We start from the raw sequence: 23,310 nt of genomic DNA on the forward strand, positions 1-23,310 counted from the left end.
AATGCTCACAAGGTGCGCGCCGATGGCCGGTCTGTTCCCGCCTTGTTTTTACGCCCGATTGCGTCGAATCTGAGTAAAAAGCGCCGCACAACAAAGCGCAAAACCTCGGGCAATCATAAGTTGGACACGGCTGGTATCGACCCTCTGACCGGTTTTCTGGACCGGCAAGGCTGTCTGCGCGATGCAGAGCGGCTGGTTGCGCGTTCCCGGCGCGAGGAACGGCCTTTGTCTGCTGTCTGGGTCAACCTCGATCGCTTTCGCCAGATCAATGGTTCCTTGGGATTGGGCGGTGGAGACGCCGTGATCGCCAAGATGGCCGAACGGCTGCACGGCCGATTTGCCCACCGGGTCCACTTGGCACGCATGGGCAGTGACGAATTCGTGATGCTGGCGCCCGATCTGAGTCTCGACGAAGCCCAGCTGATGGGCAATGAAGCGCAGCAACTGATCGGCATGCCGATGGAAGTCGGCTCGATCTATCTGCACCCCTCGTGCTCGGGCGGTGTGGCGCATCTGGAGTACGCCGAAGAAGCCGAGCACCTGCTGCAACGCGCCGAGCATGCCATGCACGAGGCCAAGCGGCAGGGCGGTGCGCGCATCGTGATGTCGGGTGAGGAAGCCACACCGGGCAGGTTGGGTATCAAGCTCGCGCGTGAAGAGCTGGACGTGGAGCACAAGCTGCACGCTGCGCTGGAGGTGGGCGGCCTGTATCTGCATTACCAGCCCATCGTGCGTTTTGATGGCAAGGTAGAAGCCGTGGAAGCCCTGATGCGCTGCGAACTGGATGGTGAGATGGTGCCGCCGGTCAAGTTCATCCCCGTGGCCGAAAAAACCGGCCTGGTAATCCGCCTTGGCGAGTGGAGCCTGATGCAAGGCGCCATGCAGGCAAGGCGGCTCGCGGATCTGGGCACGCCGACCAAGGTGGCCATCAATGTCTCGCGCGCCCAGCTCACCGCACCCAAGTTTTCCCAGGCACTTTACGCAGCCCTGCTATGCAGCGATGTGGACCCGGCGCTGATCGAACTGGAAATCACCGAATCCCTGTTCATGGATGTCTCCGAACGGGTACAGGCCAATCTGCGCGCTGCAACGGCCATGGGCGTGAGCCTGTCGATCGACGATTTCGGCACCGGTTATTCGTGTCTGGCCACGCTCAAGGATATTCCGGCCGGCAAGCTCAAGCTCGACCGTGCCTTTGTGGTGCCGCTGCCGGATGACGCGCGCGTCTATGCCGTGGTCAAGGCCATCAGCCAGCTCGGGCGCGAGCTGGGCATGACCGTGGTGGCAGAAGGCGTCGAGAGCATGACGCAGTCCGATGCGCTGCAGGCGGCGGGGGTGGATGCCATCCAGGGCTATATGCACGCCCGCCCCATGAGTGGCGATGCCGTGGCGGCGTGGCTGGCCCGCCAGCATGAACTGACAGTGAGGCCAATGTGACCGATAACGAGACAGGGCTGGAAGCCCTGTATGCCCGGACCGTACTGGACATCGGTATCCCCCCGCGCCCCATCGTGCTGGATGTGCTGGCACGCGAGCTGCGCAGTGGCGAGCCGAACTTCAATCGTATCGCCAATACGGTGGCCGAGGATGTGAGCCTATCGGCCGGGCTGATCAAGACAGCCAACTCACCTTTCTTCGGCTTCCGGGTGCGCGCACGCAGCGTGGCTCACGCACTGACGATGCTGGGCATCGATACTGCCAGCAAGGCGATTGCTGCCGTGGCGCTGCGCAATGCCTTCCCGCCCAGCCCGACCATGGAACGCTTCTGGGATGCCTCTGCGCGGATTGCCGAGTATTCGGGCTGTCTGGTGGATTTGCTGGGCGTACGCGAAGGGGTGCATATGGATGATGCGTATACCTTCGGCCTGTTCCGCGATTGCGGCATGCCGGTGCTGATGCGCAAGTTTCCTGCCTACAAGCACACGCTGGAGCGCGCCAATGCCGATGCGGAGCGCCGCTTTACCAACGCCGAAGAGGATGATTTTCCGACCAACCACGCCATCGTCGGCTGCCTGCTGGCGCAAAGCTGGTCGCTCCCCGAGGAAATCTGCCAGGCCATCCGCCATCATCATGACTTCCTGCTGCTGCAGACCGGTGCAGCCTCCCTGCCACCAGCCAGCCCGCGCCTGATTGCGGTGGCGCAGATCGCCGAATACATCCACCAGCAGCACAGCGGCATGTATCACACGCAGGAATGGCGCAAGCTGGGACCGAGCTGTCTGAACTTGCTGTCCCTCAGCGAAGAGCGCTTGCCCGCACTGGTTGAACAGGTGCTGCTCGCGAGCCAGGCGCGCGACGACACCTAGCGCATCGCCGCATCAACGACCTGCCCCCGGATGCCGGTTACAATACGGGCATGTCTTTAGCGCCCCAACCCACCAGTCGCGAACTCTATCTGCGCATACTCCGCCATACCCTGCATTACAAATGGGTATTGGCCGCCTCGTTTCTGGGCCTGATTGTCATGGCAGCCACTGAAGCCGGCCTCAACATGCTGCTCAAGCCGCTGATCGATAACAATCTGGTTCCCAATGGCGGTCGCGAGCAGGCGATCTGGGTGATCCCTGCCATACTCGTCGGTTTGGCCGTGGCGCGTTTTCTGGCCAGTGTGGTCAACGCCTATGCGGTGTCCTGGCTCGCCAACCGCATGCAGTTCGATCTGCGTCAGCAAATGTTTGCGCGCCTCTTGACCCTGCCCAATGGCGATTTCGAGAAAGAGTCCGGCGGCGTGCTGATGAGCCGGATCAGTTACGACGTCACCGGCATTACCCGCGCCAGCACCCATGTGCTGACTGTGTCCATCCGCGACACCTTGCTGGTGATTGCGCTCCTGAGCTGGATGCTGTGGCTGGACTGGCAGCTGACCCTGATCTGTTTTGCCGTATTGCCCGTGGTGGCCTTCAGCATCCAGAAGGTCGGCAAGCGCCTGCGGCGCCTGAGCCTGGGCGGGCAGGACGCCATGGCCGAGCTGGGGGGCGTGCTGGATGAAGCCATCGGCGGGCAGCGCGTGGTCAAGATTTACGGCGGCCAACCTTATGAACAGGCCCGCTTTGCCCGCGTAGCCAACCGCCTGCGCAGTGCGTACATCAAGATTGACCTGACCACGGCCCTGAACTCCGGCTTTGTCGTGCTCATGGTGGCCACCACCCTGGCGGGCATCATCTACTTTGCCAGCCTGCGGGCGAGTGCCGGCCTGCTCACCGCCGGTGCTTTCATCTCGTTCATGACCGCCATGCTGCAGATCCAGACCCCGGTCAAGAACCTCACCAAGATGAACGAAGAACTGCAGCGCGGCCTGGCAGCTGCCCAGACCGTGTATGGCCTGATCGACCGTGCCGGCGAGGTGGACGAGGGCAAGCTCACCATGGATCGGCCTGCGGGCAGGCTGACCTTGGCCGGTGTGGCAGTACGTTATGGTGATAGCCCGACGCTGGCGCTGCGCGATATCGACCTCGATATTGCGCCGGGCGAGGTCGTTGCCCTGGTTGGCGGCTCCGGCAGCGGCAAGACCACCCTGGCCATGCTGCTGCCCCGCTTCATGGACCCCAGCGCAGGCAGCATTCAGCTAGACGGACACGATATCCGGGACTACACCCTGGCCAGCTTGCGCCGGCAAATCGCGCTGGTGAGCCAGGATGTGGTCCTGTTCAACGATACGGTGACCGCCAATATCGCCTATGGCGACCCGGCTCCGGATCTCGCGCGCGTCCACGCCGCGGCGCAGGCTGCGCAAGCGCATGATTTCATTACAGCCATGGCATCCGGTTACGAGACCCCGATCGGCGAAAACGGCGCCCGCCTCTCGGGCGGACAGCGACAACGGCTCGCCATTGCCCGCGCCCTCTACAAAGATGCCCCGGTGCTGATTCTGGATGAGGCCACCTCGGCCCTAGATACCGAATCGGAGCGGCTCGTCCAGTCTGCCCTGGAAACGCTGATGAAAGGCCGCACCACGCTCATCATCGCCCACCGTCTGAGCACGATCGAAAAGGCCAACCGGATACTGGTGATGCGGCAAGGCGAGATTGTTGAATCCGGCACGCATGCTGCCCTGCTTGCCCAGCAGGGTGCCTATACCCGACTTTGGCAAACCCAGCATGGCTGACACGCGGCGCGACGATGCGCCACGTCGCATCCTGATCATCAAGTTATCCGCCATGGGCGATCAGCTGTTTACCGCTGCCGCGGTCACTGACCTGAAGCGGCGCTGGCCCGATGCCGAGATTGACTGGCTGGTGGACGAGCGCTTTGCCGACATTCCGCGCATGCATCAGCACGTTGCCCGCGTACTGGCTATCCCGCTCAAACGCTGGAGCCGATCGCTGGGCAGCCTGCAAAGCTGGCGCGCCCTGTTTGCCTGTATCGGCGCGCTGCGCGCACACCCTTACGACTTGGTGATCGATGGCCAGGGCCTGTGGAAAAGCGCGCTTTGCTGTGCGCTGGCACGGGCAAGCCGGCGAGTCGGGTTCAGCGCCGATGCCTGTGGCGAAGCGCCCGCAGCGCGCTTCTACGATGCCCACTTCCACCCCGCAGCGACCTGCCATGCCGTCGCGCGGCAACGGGCCTTGGTGGCTTTCGCTGCCGATACCGACGCAGCGCGAGCCGTCGACTACGGCCTGCAAGCCAGGCGCTCCCCCCGGCCCTCACAACGCGTGGTGTTCCTGCACGGCGTCTCGCGTGATCACAAGCTGTGGGATGAAGATCACTGGATCGCGCTGGGCCGACGCTTCCTTGAGGCCGGCTGGCAGATCGACATCGCTTGGGGTAGCGATGCGGAGCGGCAACGTGCCGAGCGCATGGGCGCAGGCATGGGCGCAGGTGCGCAACTGCTGCCCCGATTGCCCCTGCAGGATTGGCCCGACTATCTCGCCGGCTGCGGCATGGTGGTGGGGCTCGATACCGGGCTGACGCATCTGGCCGCCGCCTGCCGCACCCCGACTCTCGCGCTCTTCACCGCCACCGATCCGGCCTTTTTCCAGCCAGCCCCCGGCTATGGGGTGGCGCTCGGCGGCATCGACGTCTCGCCCACGGTGGAACAGGTGTGGCAAGCCGGAATGCCTTGGCGCACAGCGGCCTGCGCCCCGGATCAGAATGGGAACTGACCTACCGTGCCACCTGCTCTCCTTTACACCCTGATCGGCCTCGCTGGCGCCAGCATCCCTACCAGCACCGCCTTGCTTAACCTGATGAGTGCCGTATTGCTGGTGCTCGGGCTTGCGGAGGCTGAGAGCCGGCGCCGGCTTGCCGATGTAATGCGCATGCCCGTTGTCTGGGTGGGGCTGACCCTGGCGACCCTGGTCGTCATCGGGTGTTTCTGGGGGCCGGCGAGTACCCCGGAAGTCCTGCGCGAACTCGGCAAATTCCGCTGGTTGCTGCCCTTGCCGGTGTGGGTCGCCTTGCTACACACGCCGGAACGCCAGAAAGCCTTGGCCTGGGGCCTGGGTGCCGGTGTCGCCATTGCCGTGGGGGCCTCCTATCTGGGTGCCGCCTTGGGCTGGCCGACCCGCCACCAGATTCACGATCAGCTGGCCGTGGCCAATCCGGAAGCCTACCGGCAAAGCTGGGTCTACCTGCAGGCCCACATCTATCACAACTATTTTGTCGGCATGGTGCTGTACCTGATCGCAGCTGGTTTCCTGCTGAAGCGCTGGTCACCCCGGATGCGGCCCTGGCTCATGCTGGCTGCCGCGATCCTGCTCGTCAATGCTTTCTGGATGGTGCAGGGCCGCAGCGGCCAGATCCTGATCTTGGTGCTGGCCATGGTGCTGATCGTGCAACGCTTTGCCTGGCGGGGCCTGCTGATCGGCGCCCTCTGTCTGGCCGTGCTCGTGCCGGCGCTTTATGTTGCCGCGCCGGGGTTTCGCTACGGTGTCGTCCGTGCCGCCAACGATCTGGATCAGTTTGCCCAAGGCAACGCCAACACCTCGATCGGTGCCCGCCTGGATTTCCACCGCAACAGCGTGAAACTGATGGCCGAGCATCCCTGGCTGGGCGTGGGCACTGGTAGTTACCGTCACGCGTATCAGGCACTCACCGGCTACCGGGACTCCCTGCTCGCAAGCCACAATCCGCATAATGACTACCTGAGGCTCGGCGTGGAGCATGGCATTGCGGGACCGCTGCTGCTCATACTCTGGCTTGTCGCTGCCTGGCGGCAACTCGGCAAGGCAGAAACCTACCCTCGCTGGCTGGGTCAGGCCTTACTGGCGAGCATGGCGATTGCCTCACTGGGGAATTCGTTCTTTACCGACAATGTCACCAGCATAGGGGCCACCATGCTGTTGTCTGCACTGTTGTATCCCACCCTCCGGAAACCTCATGACGGCTGATGCCTTGCCACGGATCCATATCCTCTCGCTCGCGGATTGCACCGAGCGGCGCGTGCACATGGCCGAGCAGTTTGCACATCATGCGCCCGGCATAGCGTACGAATTCTTCGACGCGCAACGCATCTCGCGCCGCGAGGACTATCCCGCCGATTACGATGTGCGCGCCCGTCAGCGCCTGTTCGGTGACGACCTGCGCCCCGGCGAGGTAGGTTGCTTCATGAGCCACCGGGCACTATGGCAAGCCTGCGCAGCATCCCCGGACGCGGCATGGTGCATTCTGGAAGACGATATCGTGCTCACCCCCGACTTCGTCCCGGCCCTGCGTGCACTCATGGCACACCGTCAAGATTGGGACATCGTCCGACTGATGACCTTGTTGCCGCGACGTGGCGGATGGTGCCAGCAAGCACTGGATGCGAGCTACGCGCTGCACGCCCATGATCGCCCGCCATCCGGCCTGCAAGGCTATCTGATCCAGCCGCACAGCGCGGCAGCCCTGGCCAAGCTTGCCGCGTCCATCGTCTGGCCCATCGATGAAACCGTTGATCTTTACTGGCAACACAAGCAGCGGCTGTATACCCTGATGCCCGCCGCGATAGACTTGGCCCCGGCGTTCAATTCCACTATCGGCCAGCGCAGCAGCAGCCGGCGCCCTCGCTGGCGCAAGTGGCAGCGCGAGTTGATCAATGGCTGGCAGGGCCTCTCCAGAAAACTCTTTAACCTCCGCCATTACGGGCGATGCTGATCATGGTGAACGATCCCCACTCCGTCGGTCTGGTGCAGGCGCAATGCGCCCACTTTGATGAGCCCTTCCAGCTCCAGAGCGGTGCCGTCATCCCGCAGTATCAATTAATGTATGAGACCTACGGCACCCTGAATGCCGAGCGCTCCAATGCCATACTGATCTGCCACGCGCTCTCGGGTAACCACCACGTCGCAGGCCGGTATACGCCGGAAGACAAGTACCCCGGCTGGTGGGACACCATGGTCGGGCCGGGCAAGCCGATTGATACCCGTCGCTTCTTTGTCGTTGGCGTCAACAACCTTGGCGGCTGCCATGGCTCCACCGGCCCTTCCAGCATTGACCCGGCCACCGGCAAACCCTGGGGCTCGCGCTTCCCCGTTGTGGTCGTCAACGACTGGGTGCAGACACAGGCCAGACTGGCCGACCGGCTGGGCATCGATCGCTGGGCTGCCATCATCGGCGGTAGCCTCGGCGGCATGCAGGCGCTCCGCTGGACCGTGAGTTTCCCCCAGCGGGTACGTCACTGCCTGACCATCGCCTCGGCACCTCGCCTCACCGCCCAGAACATCGCCTTCAATGATGTGGCCCGCAACGCCATTCTCACCGACCCGGATTTCCACGGCGGTGATTACTACGAGCATGGCGTTGTCCCGCGCCGTGGCCTGCGCCTTGCGCGGATGCTGGGCCATATCACTTATCTCAGTGATGCCGGCATGGGCGGCAAATTCGGACGCCAGCTCAAGGGCGATGAATACGGCTTCGGCTTTGAGACCGACTTCGAGATCGAAAGCTATCTGCGCTATCAGGGCGACCGCTTTGCCGACGTGTTCGATGCCAATACCTACCTGCTGATGACCAAGGCCCTCGACTACTTCGACCCAGCACGCCACTTTGGCGGCAGTCTCCCCGCAGCGCTCGCTGCCACCCAGGCCAAGTTCCTGGTGGTCAGTTTCGACAGTGACTGGCGCTTCTCACCCGAGCGCTCCAAAGAAACCGTCAAAGGCCTGCTCGATGCCAAGAAGCATGTGAGTTATGCCGAGATTGAATCCGTACACGGCCACGACGCCTTCCTGATGACCGACGAACCCTATATGCGCCTGATGCGTGCTTATCTGAACCGTGTGGCAGAGGAGGTAGGCGCATGAGCACCACGACTTACATACAGACCGACACCCTGCGCCCCGACCTCGCCCGCATCGCTCACTGGATCGCCCAGGAAACCCGCGTACTGGATCTGGGCTGCGGCGACGGCGAGTTGCTGGCTTGGCTGCGCGATCACAAACAGGTCAGCGGCTATGGCGTGGAAATCGATGTCGAAGGCGTCATCGGCTGCATCAGCCGCGGCGTCGATGTCATCCAACGCGATCTGGAGTCCGGTCTGGCCGGCTTCGAGGCCGACAGCTTCGACTATGTGGTCCTGTCGCTCACCATCCAGTCGATGAAACGGGTGGAGTTGATCCTCGACGAGATGCTCCGCGTCGGTCGCACCGGCATCATCACCTTCCCTAATTTCGGCTATTGGGAAAACCGCTGGCAGCTGCTGTTCGGCCGCATGCCGGTATCGGAAACCATTCCTTACCAGTGGTACAACACCCCCAATATCCACCTGTGCACCCTGCACGACTTTGACGACCTGATCACAGCCCGCGGTGGCCGCGTGACCGGCCAGATGGTGCTGCACCAAGGCGAGCGGGTCGAGTTCCTGCCGAATCTGCGGGGTAGTCTGGCCTTGGTCCGTTTTGAGCGCGCCTGATGGTGATGATGTACGCAGCACCACACCGCGCAGGCAACACCCCCGTTTCCACCATGACCGCTTTTGAATCCCGCTTGCCCGACCTGATCAACAGCCTTGCCAATGAAGGCTGGGCGATTTGCGACGACTTCCTGTGCGCCGATGAAGTGCGCGCCCTCCGCCAAGAGGGTGAGCGCCGTCTGGTAGCCGGCGAATTCCATCGCGCTGGCGTGGGTCGCGGCAGCGCTCAGCAAATCCGCGACGATATTCGCGGCGACGCAGTGCGCTGGCTAGACCCCCATGCGCCGAGCGATGCCGAGCGCTGTTATTGGTCGCGGATCGAGTCACTGAAATGCGAACTTAATCGCCAACTCTTTCTGGGTATCCGCGAAGGTGAATTTCACTATGCGAGTTACCCGGTCGGCAGCTTCTATCAGCGCCATATCGACCGTTTCCGGGATGATGATGCGCGGACTGTCTCGGTCGTTTGCTATCTGAACGACGCTTGGGAAACCACCCACGGGGGGCAGATCCGCCTATGGCTGGGAGCCTCACCCAACGACGAGTATCTGGACATAAGTCCGATCGGCGGGCGTCTGGTTCTGTTCATGTCTGACAGGTTCTGGCACGCCGTCCAGCCTGCCAACCGGGTTCGCTGGTCACTCACAGGCTGGATGCGCCGATAGGCGTGGCGCTCCAGCCCTTTACCTTGTTCGTGCCATGACAATCACTCAACGCATTAAATGGTCAGATACCCCTGTCTGGCTGGTACTGCTGGTCATCACACAGTTCGTCCTCAGCGTCGGTCTCGGCTTGCCGGGACAACTGAGCGTGGACTCCATCATCCAGCTGTATGAAGGACGCACACTTCACTTCATTTCCTTCAACCCCCCCCTGATGTCGGTGCTGCTGGGCATACTGGACAAACTTGGCGGCGCACCCGAAGGGTTTGTTGTGTTGTCCGCCCTGCTGTTAAGCAGTGCAACCTGGCTGGCACTTGCGCCAGGACGATCCAGCCCGGCCTGGCGTCTGGTACTGGCAGGCTTGCTGGTGCTTAACCCGATCATGCTGCTGTACACCGGCATCGTCTGGAAAGATGTGCTGCTGGCCCATGTCGTTGTCCTTGCTTTCCTGATCCCCGCCCGTCTTCAGGCCCTGCACGGGCTGTCGCGCTGGTCAGGGCTGGCGGCCTTGCTGGTGCTGATGACCATCATGGTCGGCGTGCGGCAACAAGGCATCCTGTTTGCTGTTGCACTGAGCCTGCTGACTGCATGGCAGCTTTATCCTCGCCGTCTGATCGGGCTGCTGGTCGCTGCCTTGATGATTGCGGTACCGCCCGCGCTGAACAGCGCCATCGGCAGCTTTGCCCATGCGCGGGGACTCAATGCGCTCCCCCCAGGGGGCGAGGTGGGTCTCAAGATACTCATGCGCTATGACCTCGTCGGCATGCTGTCCCAGGGCGCTCCGGCATCCAGCGCCATCAGTCAGCCAGTGCTGGAGGAGCTGCAGGCCAACGTCCCAAAATACAGCAGCCGCCGGGTCGATACGCTTGATGGTCCCGAGAAACGCTATTGGGATGTTTCACTGGTGGATACCTCCCGCATCTGGCTAGACCAAGTCCGCATGGATCCTGCCGCCTACCTGTCGCACCGGGCGGAGGTATGGCTAAGCACGTTGGGCTGGTACGGCGTCTCGCAGTGCCTACCCTATCATCGAGGCATTGCTGGTCCGATCAATCATCCTTTAGCGAACGAGGAGCTGACCGGAAAGCTGGGATTGGCACCTCACGAGGGCCGTTACGCGCAAAGAATACACAGAGCGGTAACGCGCCTGGCCGACACTCCGCTTTACCGACATTGGTACTACCTGCTCGTAGCGTGCGGTCTTGTGATTCTGTACTGGCGCCGCCGGGACTGGGCGGCAACAACGCTGCTCAGCTGTACGATTGCTTTTGTCGGCAGCTATGCCTTGATTGGCATCGCCTGCGACTTTCGCTACAACTACACGCTATTGGTTACAGTCAGCCTGCTTGCAGCGAGAGCCCTTGCCATCAGGGCTCCCTCATCAACCAGCCGCGAAGTCAAATGGTGAAGTTGGCTGAACTATTCCGTTTTGGCGTGGTGGGTGGCGGTGTGTTTGCACTGGATACCGGCCTGTTTCTCATCGTGTACCATCTCACATCTCACGCCGCCCTGTCCAATCTGGTCAGCATGCTGGCAGGCTTTCTGATGGGCCTGTTTGCGCACCACCGGATCACCTTCAAGCAGCAACAACCACTCCGACTGGCGACCGCCTTACGCTACGGGGGTGGCTTCGCATTCAACCTGCTGCTGGGGACCGTCTTGCTATCGGTCAGTCTGGCCGCAGGCATGATGCCACTTTGGGCCAAACTACTGGCCACTGCCGCCGTTGTCATCAGCAACTATCTGATATCCCGATACTTTGTATTCCGCGCTCACTGACCCGACTACCGACATGTCCTCCACCCACCCTTTGCCGCGAATCTGCGCCGTTGTACCTGCCTACAAAGTCCACAACTTTGTTGTCAACGTCGTGAACGGCTTGTTTGATTACGTCGATCACGTATTCGTTGTGGATGACGCCTGTCCTCACGCATCAGGTCACACCGTTGAACAGGCATTTTCGGGCCATCCTCAAGTCACGGTGCTACGGTTGCCAGACAACCTGGGGGTCGGCGGCGCCGTCATGGCCGGTTACAAAGCGGCAGCAGAGCAAGGCTTCGAGATCCTGATCAAGGTGGACGGAGATGGTCAGATGGACCCGTCTTTCATCCCCTCACTGATCGCACCCATTGTGGCCGGCGAAGCCGACTACACCAAAGGCAACCGCTTTTTCGAGCCAGATGGGCTACGCAGCATGCCGCTGGTTCGCCTAGTAGGTAATGCAGGCCTATCCTTCCTGACCAAGCTGTCGACCGGCTACTGGCAGATCATGGACCCGACCAACGGATTCACTGCCATACACGCAGACGTGCTGCCTTGGATCAAACTGGAGCGCGTGGCCCAGCGCTATTTCTTTGAAACGGACCTGCTGTTCAGGTTAGGGATTGTAAACGCCGTCGTGATGGATATTCCCATGCCGGCACGCTATGGCGACGAGGTCAGCAACCTGAGGGTCGGCCAAGCCCTGACCGACTTCAGCCGTAAACATGCTGCCCGCATCGCCAAGCGGATTACGTACCAATACTTTCTGCGCGGCTTCAGTCTTGGATCGCTGTGTCTTGCGCTGGCTATGCCACTTATCCTGTTCGCCACACTGTTTGGCGGTTACGAGTGGTATCGCAGTATCACAACCGGCATTCCCGCAACCGCCGGCTCCATCATGCTCGCGGCGCTACCTGCCATGGTGGGCATTCAGTTGCTACTCAGCTTCTTTAGCCTTGATATGGCACGGCATGCAAGCAAACCACTCTGGATATTGCTCTACCAACGAAACAATCACACCCGGCGAACTCACGCCCCCGAGAAACAGGGGAGCCAAAATTAATCTCTGCGCAGTTCGCTCCTATGAACCGCGTGGCCAACGAGCCCGGATGAGTCATAGAACACAACAGCACCATCCGCAAAGGTATGTATTACCATAGAGCGACGTGGTAACTCAGGATTTCGCCGCACGCTACCCTCATGCATTAGGTTCTCGTGCCAAATTAGAACAGTTCCTTTTTTGGGCAAGTAGGGCTCCGCCTTCAAGCCATTTCGACTGACGAGCTCACGCCAATAACCAACGACTTTTTCACCAAACTCTCGCCAATCCCCGTTTACCTTGGCACATGCAACATCATGCATGTAAACGCGCGGCAGTCTATGACTGCGCGGGTACACCGCCAACTCGCCAGAGTTCGGCACAACATCTTGCAATGCAATCCAGACTCCACACATGTAGCCAGCTGGAAAGGGGGTCAAATGCACCGTATCTTGGTGAGCATCCTGCTGACTGCCAAAGACATAAGTTAATGTCTGGCAGGGGCGCGCGGTCGCCCGATAGAGCCTGTCAAGGATATCGAGATATCTTCTATCCAGAAAAAGCTTACGCGCATTTTCATAATGCGTGTGCAAATGCTCGATGCGTTGACTGGAACCATACTCGTACCCTTGATAATGCGATGCAAGAGCATCATCAATTTCCGAATTAACGGCATCAATTAACTCGTGATCAATTAAACCCTCAAGAACAATATAGCCCTCAGTTACAAAATGTCTGAAATGGGCGGCGATATCGGCGGGAAGAGCGCCTGACGCCTCCCAGGCGGCAATCTGCTCCATTGCATCAGGACGGTCATACCAAGGCTTGAGAGTATCATCAGCATAATCGTAACTCTCTGCATCGCAAAACGTATCAACAACCAGCCCTACCTCGTTACGACGGAAATTGGCCGATACCGATTCCGCCAACTCCCCAACGTTGGATACATCAAATTCAACTTCGCCACGCCATAACTCGGCCTTTGTCTCGGCATCAAGCAAAGTAGCCATAAGACTATGGGGGCCGTTATCAAGAACATGCGTATGGAGAGCAAACCAAGCTGTGCCCCCCCCGGCATCATCCAATGGAACCTTTCGCAATCCAATCGTTGCCCGATCTCTAATCAAGCAAATCTCCACCTCCCGACTGGCAAATTGACTGGCGCGAACATGGAATTGCAATTGGGCCAACCCCACTAGAGGCTGTGGAGAATTAACAAACTCCCACTGAACAAATTCGATCACGCCCAACATTTCCATACTTTTTTGCACATGAGCCTGCACCGCCTTAGAGGTGCGGCCAAACCATTTCCTTAACATCACTTCCACCCCACATCAAGCAATCACTTGAATTGCCAGCTTAATCAATAAAACCAAGAAAACGAGCAAAAGGGCGAATCGCCTTTTTGAGCCTTGGCCAGCGATTAAAAAAACCTCTTGCACTTAAATAGAAACGCTGGCGCCTGCTAGGCGGCACGCGCCTTGAGCTTTTAGTATCCAGCTCAATGTACTCCCAAGCATCTCCAACACCTACGTCTTGGCTTGCGGGACTTAATCCGGCTATCAGTCCATCTAACAACTTATCTGGTGCAGGACCATGGTGACGCGCTGCCTGCGTAGCCTGTAGCCAGGCATGGCCGTAACGCAGGTCGGGCTCCAGATGGCAGCCCTCGGCCCATTCGTTCCATGCATTGATGAATACCAATGGTGCGGGCGTATGGGGGTCGCGCTGGCTGCGCGCAATAGCATCGGCGAGCCAAGCTCGGTAAACCATTGGGTGACTGCCCTGATAGCAGTGGCCAAACTGCCGACGCCTTGCTGTATTGTCCCAACTGGGCATGACACAGGGAAAGCGCGGGTAATTGACCGGTGCGCGAGCCAGATCAAAACGGACCGCATCCAGATAATCGAAGACACGTCCTTTGAATCCCGGCACCGCGTGCGTCTCCTCCGTGGCGTACTCGGCGGCCACCACGCCATGGGGCGGGAATGCGACGGCCGCGTCAAATCCCCAGCCGGTAGGGTCACCAATACCGAAGCTCTGCACGGCGCACAGATAGGGATCGGCCAGCCCCTCTCGCGCGGCCTGTTCGCGCCAACGGCGAACGGTGGCCATCGGGTCAGGCAGTATATCGGCGCGGTAGACCAGGAACACGGGACGGCCATCAATCCTGATATAACGCGGATCGGCGAAATGTCGGCTTACATCCGCAAACATCGCCAGATCGTCCTCGGGACTATGCGACTGTGCGATCAGGACATCTCGCTCCTCGCCGTTCCAGCGCCGGGTCCAGTTTTCGTTCGCCCAGCACAGGCAGAAGGGCAGATCAGGTTCGCCATCGGCCAGCATGGCCTCCAGCGGCTGCTCCAGCAGCCGCTTACCGCCAAACCAGTAGTAGTGGTAACAGAAGCCGTCAATGCCGTATGCGCGGGCCAGAGCTGCCTGAGCTGCACGGCTCTCTCGCAGGCGCAGATCGTAGAAGCCGAGGTCCGCCGGCACGTGGGGCTGATAGTGCGCCTGAAACTGTGGGCGCCCCTGGACAACATTGGTCCACTCGGTAAAGCCCTTGCCCCACCATGCATCGTTCTCAGGAATCGGATGGAACTGGGGTAAATAAAAGGCCAGCAGTTTAGGCTCTCTGGGCATCACGACAATCTTCCTGCGATACCCCAGAGTTTGTATATCGCCCGCATGCCCAGCTCCAGCAGGTATTGCAGGCCTCGACGCTGCCACGGACGAAGTTTTGCAGACTGGCTGAGCTTCACACGCAGATAACCATGGGCATCGTAAAGTGCCTGCCGGAAGGGCTTCGGGAAGCCCGCCATCTGGCCCACCAAGGTGCCAGGCTCGCATGGCTCAAGGCCGCGACGACGCGGAGAATAACCTGCCGCCATCGCCCGCAACGGCAGCAGCGCATGATAATCAGCGACCATGTCCTGTGTCGTACGGTGCCCATCTGCCACCAACACATCCCGCGTTCGCTTCAGGGAGTTGCGATCCGCATCAAGACTTTTGAGTCGTCGCACGATGAGGCCGGCATCTGGGGGGCACAGGTAGCCATTCACACCATCTTGGATACGACTAAGGTAGGCGCCATGGTTCGTGGCTAACGGGGGAATACCTGCACACATCAGCTCACTCAAGGTGTAACTGAAGGTCTCCGGCACAATACTCAATAGTAAACCGATGTCCGGTGCATATTCCCGCAGGAGCGTCGGTAGACTCAACGCATCGTAATGCGGTACCACGGACAAGCCCTTGAAGTGGCGATAACGCTCACCAGCATCCCCGCAACCCAGCAAGACGACATCCGCAAAACCCGTAATCTCCGGCAAGGCGGCGTCCAGCAAAGCTTGCCCTTTGGCAACCGAAAGTCTGCCGAGCACAACCACGGTAAGCCTGCCGGTACTAACAGTTGGCTGCCATGACCCAGGCTCGAGCCAACTGACACCATGCTCAATGACGACCGGCTCCGCCTTGGTCAATCGGGGAGCTAAGGCAGCATAGTTGCGTACAACGGATTCCGTGGGAGCAACCAGCCTTACCACGTTATTCAGCACTGCCTCAGCGTACTGCTCGCGCAAAGCAAGCCACTCTTCATCAAGCACAGTGGGGAAAAGATGGTAGAGCGGATTTTCCTGGCGACAGGTACGCAATGCTACGGGATCACATTTGCTGCAGGTATGTCCCGCACGATGAATGTAAAGCGCCGGGCAGAATGGATAATACTCATGCCATACATGGACGGTAGGCAGTCCGGTCCGAAACGCATCGAGCGCGTGCCCGATCAATGAAGAAACGATCACTGCGTCGACTTGGAACTCACTGATTACGTCCTCCAACATCCGACGATACTCGGGATGATGATCAGCAGTACCGCGAATCGCACAGTCAAACTGCCATACCCTTACTGGCTCGCTGGCCTCGGGGCCTAGATATAAGGCAACGCGCTGACCATACAGGCCCACATTACCAATAGACTTCAGGACCAGATTGACCCGCCCGGTATCTGCTTTGCAGTAATCCTGCACCCAGCGCTCCAGCCCCCCGCCCCAACTGTGCATGACATGCAGCTGCACTGGGCGACGGTCGAGCAGGTAAGGTGGAAAACAGTGTGTCCGGTATTGGCGGTAATGCAAAGGATTAATCGCCCCACACGCCGCCACCCAAGATGACAAAGCCTCAGGCAAGGCTATCCGAGGAAAATCGTCTGGCGCGCCAACCAAAACCACATCGGTGAGGCCGTGACTCGCATTTTGCTCTGTAAGCCACAAGGAAAATGGTTCGGTTTGTTCAGCATCGGCCCACCGCTGCAAACTGTCAGGATCTACCCACTTCGCAAACAGAAGCACGCATGCGTTTGAACAAATCGGAGTGGCCCATACCTCGCCCAAACTACCGTCCAGCACGATACGATCAGCGTCATCCAACGACACCTCTAAGACTGAAGCAGCAACAGGTGCGTGATATGGCAACTCGCGACACAGTGGCGACAGCGTCGCATAACCCCGTGCCAACTTGGCGGCCCCGACAAGTCGCGCATCCCATCCATAGGGCAAGCGAACGCCAGCCGCGAGCAGGATAACGTCGCCATTGGGCCACAAGTCTGCAGGGGCCATTTGTACACGGCCCGGCACCAGCGCATCCGCCAACGCAAGCGCGAGGGAACCCTGCGCATGAATCCAGACGGGCAAGCCATGCACCGAGTTCTCGAGGCAATCCCTGAGCGTGATCAGAACAGATTCAATATCCGCTCGCCGAGCAAAAAGGTGAATCTCCGGCATATCAACTCAAACGCAAAGCTCGCGCTACAGCAGCTATCTTTTGCGCCAAGCGCCACGACCTGGACTGCAGAATGCGATTAAGGGCCTCTCTGGTCTCATGCAGCTCACGGCCAGCCAGCTCAGGCGGCCTGGCGGCATTGCCCGGTGCCTGTTCAGCACGGTACCAATGGTAGTAGCTGTGATTGACCGAATCACATACATAAGGATCAGGGAATGCATCCCTCAGATCACCACGTAAACGGTACAACAGGCGCTCGTCCTGACCGATGCGCTCCCCATTGGCGTAAACGGTATAAATACTGGGCAGCTTGCCCAGTTCATGCTGCCCGTGGCGCGTACATTCCGCGATATACCAATCTCTGATCGCCCACAGCGCTTCGCTGCTGGCTGCATACTTCTTGAGCATCAGTTCCTGTGCACCACTGTCAAAACCAGAGTAGTGGTAAAGCCGCAGAGGCTGACCATTGACCATCAAACCACTGCGCAGGCTACCTGTCACAGTACGTTGAGTGAGGTTCCAAGTGGCAACGTTGTAGCTTGCGTCCCGGATTACCGCGAGGTCCTCAAAAAAGCATGGTGCCAGATCCACCCAACGCTGATCCGTAAAAATGCCGCCTGGAATGTCGTCGTAACAATGATCCAGTAGCCGCTGGGCCCACCAGTCAGCAAACCGGCGCCCCTCCGAAGAATTACGAACCGCCAGAAAACCCAGATTAAACACACCGTGCTTGAGGCTACATATCTCGTTGTCGATCACGGCATCCGGTGTGGTTTCTGGCTCGCAGAGATGCGGTGTCAGTAGCACACTGGATGTATCAAGCCGCTCAACCAACGGTGTCAGCGGCGCAAACACCACCATATCAGGGTCAAGATAGAAAACCTTGTCGGCGCCGCGCGTCTCCAGCAGCCACTTGAATGCGGGCCCTTTCACTGCGGTGCAAAGCTCGACCACGGAATGCATGAACGCCCAGCGCCGAAAATCAGCAATGCCCAACTGATCCGCAGTGACGAGACTATCAAAGGGCTCCCGCTCAATATCGAAGCCCGCAGGCGGTACATCCGAGAGCAGCAGCATGAAGTGCCCGTCCGGATGGTGCCGCTTGACGGATTCGGCCAGAACACGCGCTTTAGGTAAGTAATTACTGGTAATGCTGGTAAAGAAAACAACCATGCCTATATTCCGTTCAATTTCTTTCAGGGTGCTTTTTCAGAGTCCGATGCGGGTCAGTCGCAAAATACGCCCAAGGCGCCAGAGCTTGCTGTTCTTAACTGCTTCTAACATTGACTCTGCGTAACCAAGCCTATCAGACAGAATGTCCCTCGACCTGTTCAAGTCAGAAAGCTGTGCCTCAAACCGTGAAATCCGGTCGTCACGGCTAGCCAGCTCCTGTCGCAACTCACGAACGTGCGCACCCAATTCTTGGAGTGCCGCCTCAGTACTTGTTGTGCGCTGACGCTCTCGTTCAAGCAGACTTAATGTTTCGGTGAGTCGAGAAACCAGCAGAGTACGCTCACTGGCCAAGCTTCGATATGCACCCTCCCTCTCTACGAGGCGCAAAGCGGTTGCTTCCAACTCGCGGCCAATAACAACAGCCTCTGGAACAAGCGGCCAACCGACCTCCATCTCAAATGTCACATGATCATCAGCTTGATCCGCCGTCAAACCTGCCGGCAGGGTAAGCATGAAGTGTGGATCATCGCCAGTCAGAACAAGCTGAACGCCATCCCCAAGCGAACCAGCGGGACACGCCGTAATCTGTCCAGAGACGTTGAAGTCACTGACCTCAGGCCGCCAAGCCCACAGAGTGCGCCCTGCTGAATCCATCAACCGCGCAAAAAAGAGACGAAGGAAACCCGGTCGATCCGCAGGATCAATCCGCAAGTGCGTGCAGTTTGGCCGCCAACCCTTGAGATGAAAACGAAGCCGCTGGTTCTGGACGCCCATCCTGCCGAGCGCAAATACGCTATCTTTCTCGGCATGCACCGTGCCGGCAGTTGCCCAATACACTTGGGCACAAAACATCGGCTCCACACCGCAGGTAGCTGGTTCAGACATAGCCACCTCCCCATCAAGGGGGTAGCCAACTCTTAATACGAACTGATAAACCGATGAGTCAGCCTGTGCCGCCAAGAAACGCGCCATAGCCGGTGGAAAATAATCCAGCCGGTGCGCTTTAAACTCCGAATCCGCCAGCGGACGGAATACAGACGACCACTCCCGGATTTGCAACTTGCACGATGACACACAGTCCGCCAGCGACTCCCTCGTGAAAAACCGAAGGTGCGTCCTATCAAGCAACCCCTCCTGCCGATAGGTGAATTTCCCGTTAATTAATTCACCAACCACGCCAATATAAGCCACATTAGGCACTGAGATAATTATCTCACCGTGCTCATCCAATAATGTCGCCAAGCTTCGAAGCACCGCAGCAGGATCCACAAGGTGCTCAAGGACATCAGCGCACACAATGTAGCGATAGCGTCTACCGCTTATGTTATTTATCCAGCCCGATTGGCTCAGATCAGAAACCCAAACATCCCGATAATAGGGCTGAGCAATCTCTGCCTCCGTCGGGTTGTGTGTAATTCCATCAACTGAGTATTCTTTCCTCTCCGACAGAAATCTAGCCAATGCACCCGTGCCCGTCCCGACGTCCAGCACAGCCCCCGGCACGGAGAGCATACTGACAATCCGATCGAGAGAGTCACCGCTTCCAACCAATACATCCCTCTCGTACACATGCTGGGAAGCTACGCCCTCCGCAATAATTTGGGCATTATTCTTATTCATGAAGGACTCTCCCGCGGAGTTTGCCCACTTTCAAATCAGCCGGGATAGCCATCAACCCATGGAGAACCACCGTTTGCGATGTGAAAACCAATGCATCGTAAACCCAATGATGAACACGGTGGTCAGACTGACTACCCTCGGCAACTGCGGCAGTTATCACATACTCGCCAGCATTGAGCGTCGGCATGGTGAAATGAAACTCGCAAAAGAACCTCTCCCCTTCCACAACGTCAACGAGCTCATCACTCTGCAACGAAGAAGAATTCTCCCCGAATAGTATTTGCCCTATGCGGTTTTTGACTTGAAACCCAAGAATAGGGGAACCGATTGCGGTATTTGCGACGGCCTCGATTCTTAAGCACACTCTCGCCCCTCCATCTACGGCCATGGTCGAGCGGCCCGAGGAGTCAAGCAATACGACAGAGACCAGACGCGCGCCGCCATCTCCAAAAGAGTCCCCTGCCACCCATTCCGGCAGCGAATCTGGCAAGCGGATTGAATCCTCATGCTCAGCCTCATCTCCCTCTGAGGACGGCGAGTTAGCAGTGTCCGCAGTGTCATACTGACTGGCCAAATAGCTCTCCATGACCGATTTGGCATCGCCCTGAAGGCGAATGGAGCCACCGTCAAGCCAAATGGCGCGGTCACATAGCGCTATGACAGATGCAGCATCATGACTAACAAACAGAAGCGTGCCGCCCCTCGCCTTAAAATCCCGGAGGAAGCGCATACACTTCTGCGTAAAGAACGCGTCACCAACAGCCAGCGCCTCATCCACGACAAGAACATCTGCATCAACATGTGCAACAACAGCAAACGCCAAGCGAACGAACATGCCGCTGGAGTAGGTTTTGACGGGGCGCCAAACAAAATCTCCGATGTCCGCAAAGGCCAAGATCGCACTCATGCGACGATCAATCTCCGCATGGGTCAGGCCAAGTAATGCCGCATTCAGGCGTACATTCTCAATGCCGGTAAACTCTGGATTAAATCCCGCCCCAAGCTCCAAAAGCGCCGCGATACGGCCAGAGACCTCAACACTCCCTCTGCTTGGATCCAGCGTTCCACAAATACACTGCAACAGCGTTGATTTTCCTGAGCCGTTACGGCCAACAACGCCAACCGTCTCCCCTGGAAATACAGAGAAACTAACATCAGCCAAGGCAGAGAATTGATCTACCGATCTGGCCTCACGGCCTAGCAGCAGATCGATTAGCCTTTGATGAGGCCGCGCATGACTGCCATATTGCTTGCTTAACGAGCAAACCTGAATGACTGGCTCAAAGGACATCTGCAAATCCACGTTTGACCCGACCAAAAAACCACAATCCCAATGCGGCGATAAATATTGCCGCAATTGAGTACTGAATTAGTCCAATCCAGTCAGGCCATTGATCATTCAAAATCACAAGGCGGACTGTCTCAATAGGGTAGGTTACGGGATTGAATCGCATCAGCACCTGAAACGAAGAAGGCAGCGCAGAAACAGGATAGAAAACCGGAGAAAGAAACTGCAACGCTACCGTAACCATGGTTAAAATTTGTCCAAGGTCTTTCAAATAGGTGCCCAATGCAGCCAAAATTAATCCCAAACCAAACAGTAGAATGAGATACGGCAATAAAATTACAGGCAGTGTCAGCGCGGCAGGGCCAAGGCCAACCTGCACCGCAACAGCAATCAGCAACAAGGCTAAGGCCACCAACGCCTGAAATCCTGCCGAGCCCACCACAACCAATGGCAGTAGAACTACGGGGAAAATGACGCGCTTAACATAGTTAGCATTCTGCATGATGATTATCGGCGCCCGCCCGACGACCTCCGAAAACATGGAGAACACGATCATCCCTGCGAACAGCATCAAAGCGAAGTGCACCTGCCCTCCAACCAGACCAGGCCATCGCGCCGAGAAAACAACGCTGAAAACAAATGTATACACAAGCAGCATCAGCAAGGGCGTGAGAAATGACCACATCACCCCTAGAAATGACCCGCGATAGCGCGAAGCAACATCCCGAATAATGAGCTGCAACGCAAGTGAATGCCGTAAACGCGCCGTACCAAACATGATGTCGTTAACCGTCAACTAAATTTCAAATTACACGCGGGCCACGGCGGCACGCAGGGCAAAGCATCGTTTCAACGCACAGCGCCTACAAGCTGGCAGCAAACAATCGTGTATCATGACAGGTTTGACGCCGAAGCACACTCACGGCCGATGCTACTAATGAACGAAATCTAGGCGCGAACGTCTCATCGGATCTGATGGCCGCTGCAAGCTGCTGATGGCGCCTCACTTCCTCAACACCGTCGAACCAAGGGCTCTCGTCATCTTGGAAACACCTGCACCGACACACCCCCAAGGGAGCACCGTCGCGAAACGACTGCGAGATGCGTTACGCCGCATATCTGGCTGGCTAGGGTTGGCGCCAGCCGATCAAATGCTGCCGCGGAAGCTTTGCCACCTTACGACCGTCAATCTGAAAGGGGTCCCCCGCAAGCACGCCCAAGCAGCCATCAGGCTACGACTGCAGCAGCTGGGGGTTTTCGAGGAAATTGGGTTTGCTTGGAGGGCCGTGGGCGATGTCGCACTGGTTTGGTACTGGGATGACACGCATGCACGTAGTCTATTCCCCCTCGGGCAAGTAGCAACGTGGCCAGAGCCTCTGTGGCGTTTGCCACCCGAGCAGGGCGTGGTACAGCACAAGTGCAGTGAAGGCTACGAGTTGGAGGGCCTCTCCTCATCAGGCCAATACAAGTCCCGCTGGTTCGAAGTAGAACCCTCACCGGATGACTTGCTGGGCTTTGTGCGTGACTTGGGAGAGTCACACCCCGTGCAAAGGCGCCCTCGCCACCCCGAAGCAACCGCAGCAAGAATGCCGCAGGGGGGATGGCAAATTAGCACGGCGCTCGTCCGCCCCATTTCACCCTACGCTCTTGGCGCCGGAGGCTTCGTTATTATCTGTGGTTGCCTCGCAGTCATCGAGTCGGCACAGCTGGTTCGCCTTCATAACGAGCACAAGAAACTTACGCTCGAGGCCGTAGCACTGGAGGCGCAGAACGCTCAAGTCAGAGCCATTGAGGCGGAAATGGCCAGTCTTACGCCCACGCTCGACACAATGCAGCAGTATATCGGCGCGCCGCGCCAAACCAACTGGCTGGCCGCAGTCGTTCGCCACGACATTGCAGGGAGTCTGCCCGATGTCTACATCGCCGAATGGGATTACAACGGAAGCCGGCTAACGGTTACGTTAAAACCCGGCCCCCGCGCACGCAATACAGACATCATTTCACGCATAGAACGCAGTCGATTATTCAGCGACGTGAGTCTGATCCCTGACCCTCCCCCGGGGACGCTGCGCCTAATGCTCAAGTTATCGACCGATACTTCCGCTAACTTGCCGCAAGCCCAATCATGATCAGCACTTCGCACAGTATCGAATCATCA

The 23,310-nt window shown here is 58.5% G+C and carries 20 protein-coding genes; 13 read left to right on the plus strand and 7 right to left on the minus strand.

What is annotated here, in order from left to right; genetic code table 11:
* The first annotated feature begins 12 nt into the window (after positions 1–12).
* The 12 genes from O9X62_RS03125 (at position 13) to O9X62_RS03180 (ending at position 12,313) form a co-directional block, all read left to right on the plus strand.
* A complete protein-coding gene (locus O9X62_RS03125; protein ID WP_269531842.1) occupies positions 13–1,437 on the plus strand; it encodes a bifunctional diguanylate cyclase/phosphodiesterase in 1,425 nt (474 codons plus the stop codon).
* Entirely contained in the window at positions 1,434–2,306 is an 873-nt protein-coding gene (locus O9X62_RS03130) for an HDOD domain-containing protein (protein WP_269531306.1), read from the plus strand. The genes O9X62_RS03125 and O9X62_RS03130 overlap by 4 nt, the downstream gene beginning before the upstream one ends.
* Positions 2,307–2,356: 50 nt before the next feature.
* Positions 2,357–4,105: a lipid A export permease/ATP-binding protein MsbA gene (msbA, locus tag O9X62_RS03135; RefSeq protein WP_269531307.1), complete on the plus strand. Its 1,749-nt coding sequence runs from the start codon at positions 2,357–2,359 to the stop codon at positions 4,103–4,105.
* Positions 4,098–5,102 carry a lipopolysaccharide heptosyltransferase I gene (gene waaC, locus O9X62_RS03140; protein WP_269531308.1) on the plus strand — a complete coding sequence of 335 codons (1,005 nt, stop codon included), beginning with the start codon at positions 4,098–4,100 and terminating at the stop codon, positions 5,100–5,102. Before msbA ends, waaC begins: the two co-directional genes overlap by 8 nt.
* A gap of 6 nt (positions 5,103–5,108) precedes the next feature.
* The gene (locus O9X62_RS03145; protein WP_269531309.1) at positions 5,109–6,329 is read left to right on the plus strand and encodes an O-antigen ligase; all 1,221 of its coding nucleotides are present in this window, start codon (positions 5,109–5,111) and stop codon (positions 6,327–6,329) included.
* Entirely contained in the window at positions 6,319–7,074 is a 756-nt protein-coding gene (locus tag O9X62_RS03150; protein ID WP_269531310.1) for a glycosyltransferase family 25 protein, read from the plus strand. Before O9X62_RS03145 ends, O9X62_RS03150 begins: the two co-directional genes overlap by 11 nt.
* A 2-nt stretch (positions 7,075–7,076) precedes the next feature.
* Positions 7,077–8,219 carry a homoserine O-acetyltransferase gene (locus O9X62_RS03155; protein ID WP_269531311.1) on the plus strand — a complete coding sequence of 381 codons (1,143 nt, stop codon included), beginning with the start codon at positions 7,077–7,079 and terminating at the stop codon, positions 8,217–8,219.
* Positions 8,216–8,827, plus strand: a complete 612-nt coding sequence (gene metW, locus O9X62_RS03160) for a methionine biosynthesis protein MetW (protein WP_269531312.1) — start codon at positions 8,216–8,218, stop codon at positions 8,825–8,827. The genes O9X62_RS03155 and metW overlap by 4 nt, the downstream gene beginning before the upstream one ends.
* A 53-nt stretch (positions 8,828–8,880) precedes the next feature.
* The gene (locus tag O9X62_RS03165; RefSeq protein WP_269531313.1) at positions 8,881–9,492 is read left to right on the plus strand and encodes a 2OG-Fe(II) oxygenase; all 612 of its coding nucleotides are present in this window, start codon (positions 8,881–8,883) and stop codon (positions 9,490–9,492) included.
* 145 nt (positions 9,493–9,637) lie between these two features.
* On the plus strand, positions 9,638–10,897 hold the full coding sequence (locus O9X62_RS03170; protein WP_269531314.1) for a hypothetical protein: 1,260 nt from the start codon (positions 9,638–9,640) through the stop codon (positions 10,895–10,897).
* A complete protein-coding gene (locus O9X62_RS03175; RefSeq protein WP_269531315.1) occupies positions 10,891–11,268 on the plus strand; it encodes a GtrA family protein in 378 nt (125 codons plus the stop codon). The genes O9X62_RS03170 and O9X62_RS03175 overlap by 7 nt, the downstream gene beginning before the upstream one ends.
* A gap of 13 nt (positions 11,269–11,281) precedes the next feature.
* Positions 11,282–12,313, plus strand: coding sequence for a glycosyltransferase family 2 protein (locus tag O9X62_RS03180; protein WP_269531316.1), 1,032 nt, complete (start codon positions 11,282–11,284; stop codon positions 12,311–12,313).
* Here O9X62_RS03180 and O9X62_RS03185 read toward each other — a convergent pair.
* From O9X62_RS03185 to O9X62_RS03215, 7 genes are read right to left on the minus strand one after another with little or no spacing between them, the layout of a single operon-like run.
* The gene (locus O9X62_RS03185) at positions 12,310–13,608 is read right to left on the minus strand and encodes a phytanoyl-CoA dioxygenase family protein (protein WP_269531843.1); all 1,299 of its coding nucleotides are present in this window, start codon (positions 13,606–13,608) and stop codon (positions 12,310–12,312) included. The two genes, O9X62_RS03180 and O9X62_RS03185, sit on opposite strands and share 4 nt — an antisense overlap.
* Positions 13,609–13,648: 40 nt before the next feature.
* Entirely contained in the window at positions 13,649–14,935 is a 1,287-nt protein-coding gene (locus O9X62_RS03190) for a glycoside hydrolase family 99-like domain-containing protein (protein ID WP_269531844.1), read from the minus strand.
* Positions 14,935–17,073 (minus strand): glycosyltransferase, encoded by a 2,139-nt coding sequence (locus O9X62_RS03195; protein WP_269531317.1) that lies wholly within the window; start codon positions 17,071–17,073, stop codon positions 14,935–14,937. The genes O9X62_RS03190 and O9X62_RS03195 overlap by 1 nt, the downstream gene beginning before the upstream one ends.
* Position 17,074: 1 nt before the next feature.
* Positions 17,075–18,244 (minus strand): hypothetical protein, encoded by a 1,170-nt coding sequence (locus O9X62_RS03200; RefSeq protein ID WP_269531318.1) that lies wholly within the window; start codon positions 18,242–18,244, stop codon positions 17,075–17,077.
* A gap of 36 nt (positions 18,245–18,280) precedes the next feature.
* The gene (locus O9X62_RS03205) at positions 18,281–19,864 is read right to left on the minus strand and encodes a bifunctional 2-polyprenyl-6-hydroxyphenol methylase/3-demethylubiquinol 3-O-methyltransferase UbiG (RefSeq protein ID WP_269531319.1); all 1,584 of its coding nucleotides are present in this window, start codon (positions 19,862–19,864) and stop codon (positions 18,281–18,283) included.
* Positions 19,857–21,155 carry an ABC transporter ATP-binding protein gene (locus O9X62_RS03210; RefSeq protein WP_269531320.1) on the minus strand — a complete coding sequence of 433 codons (1,299 nt, stop codon included), beginning with the start codon at positions 21,153–21,155 and terminating at the stop codon, positions 19,857–19,859. Before O9X62_RS03210 ends, O9X62_RS03205 begins: the two co-directional genes overlap by 8 nt.
* Positions 21,145–21,948: an ABC transporter permease gene (locus O9X62_RS03215; protein ID WP_269531321.1), complete on the minus strand. Its 804-nt coding sequence runs from the start codon at positions 21,946–21,948 to the stop codon at positions 21,145–21,147. The genes O9X62_RS03210 and O9X62_RS03215 overlap by 11 nt, the downstream gene beginning before the upstream one ends.
* A gap of 607 nt (positions 21,949–22,555) precedes the next feature.
* Here O9X62_RS03215 and O9X62_RS03220 point away from each other — a divergent pair.
* On the plus strand, positions 22,556–23,281 hold the full coding sequence (locus O9X62_RS03220; protein WP_269531322.1) for a hypothetical protein: 726 nt from the start codon (positions 22,556–22,558) through the stop codon (positions 23,279–23,281).
* Positions 23,282–23,310: the final 29 nt, after the last annotated feature.

The organism is Chitinimonas sp. BJYL2 (assembly GCF_027257935.1).
In the GTDB taxonomy this organism is placed as follows: Bacteria; Pseudomonadota; Gammaproteobacteria; order Burkholderiales; family Chitinimonadaceae; genus Chitinimonas.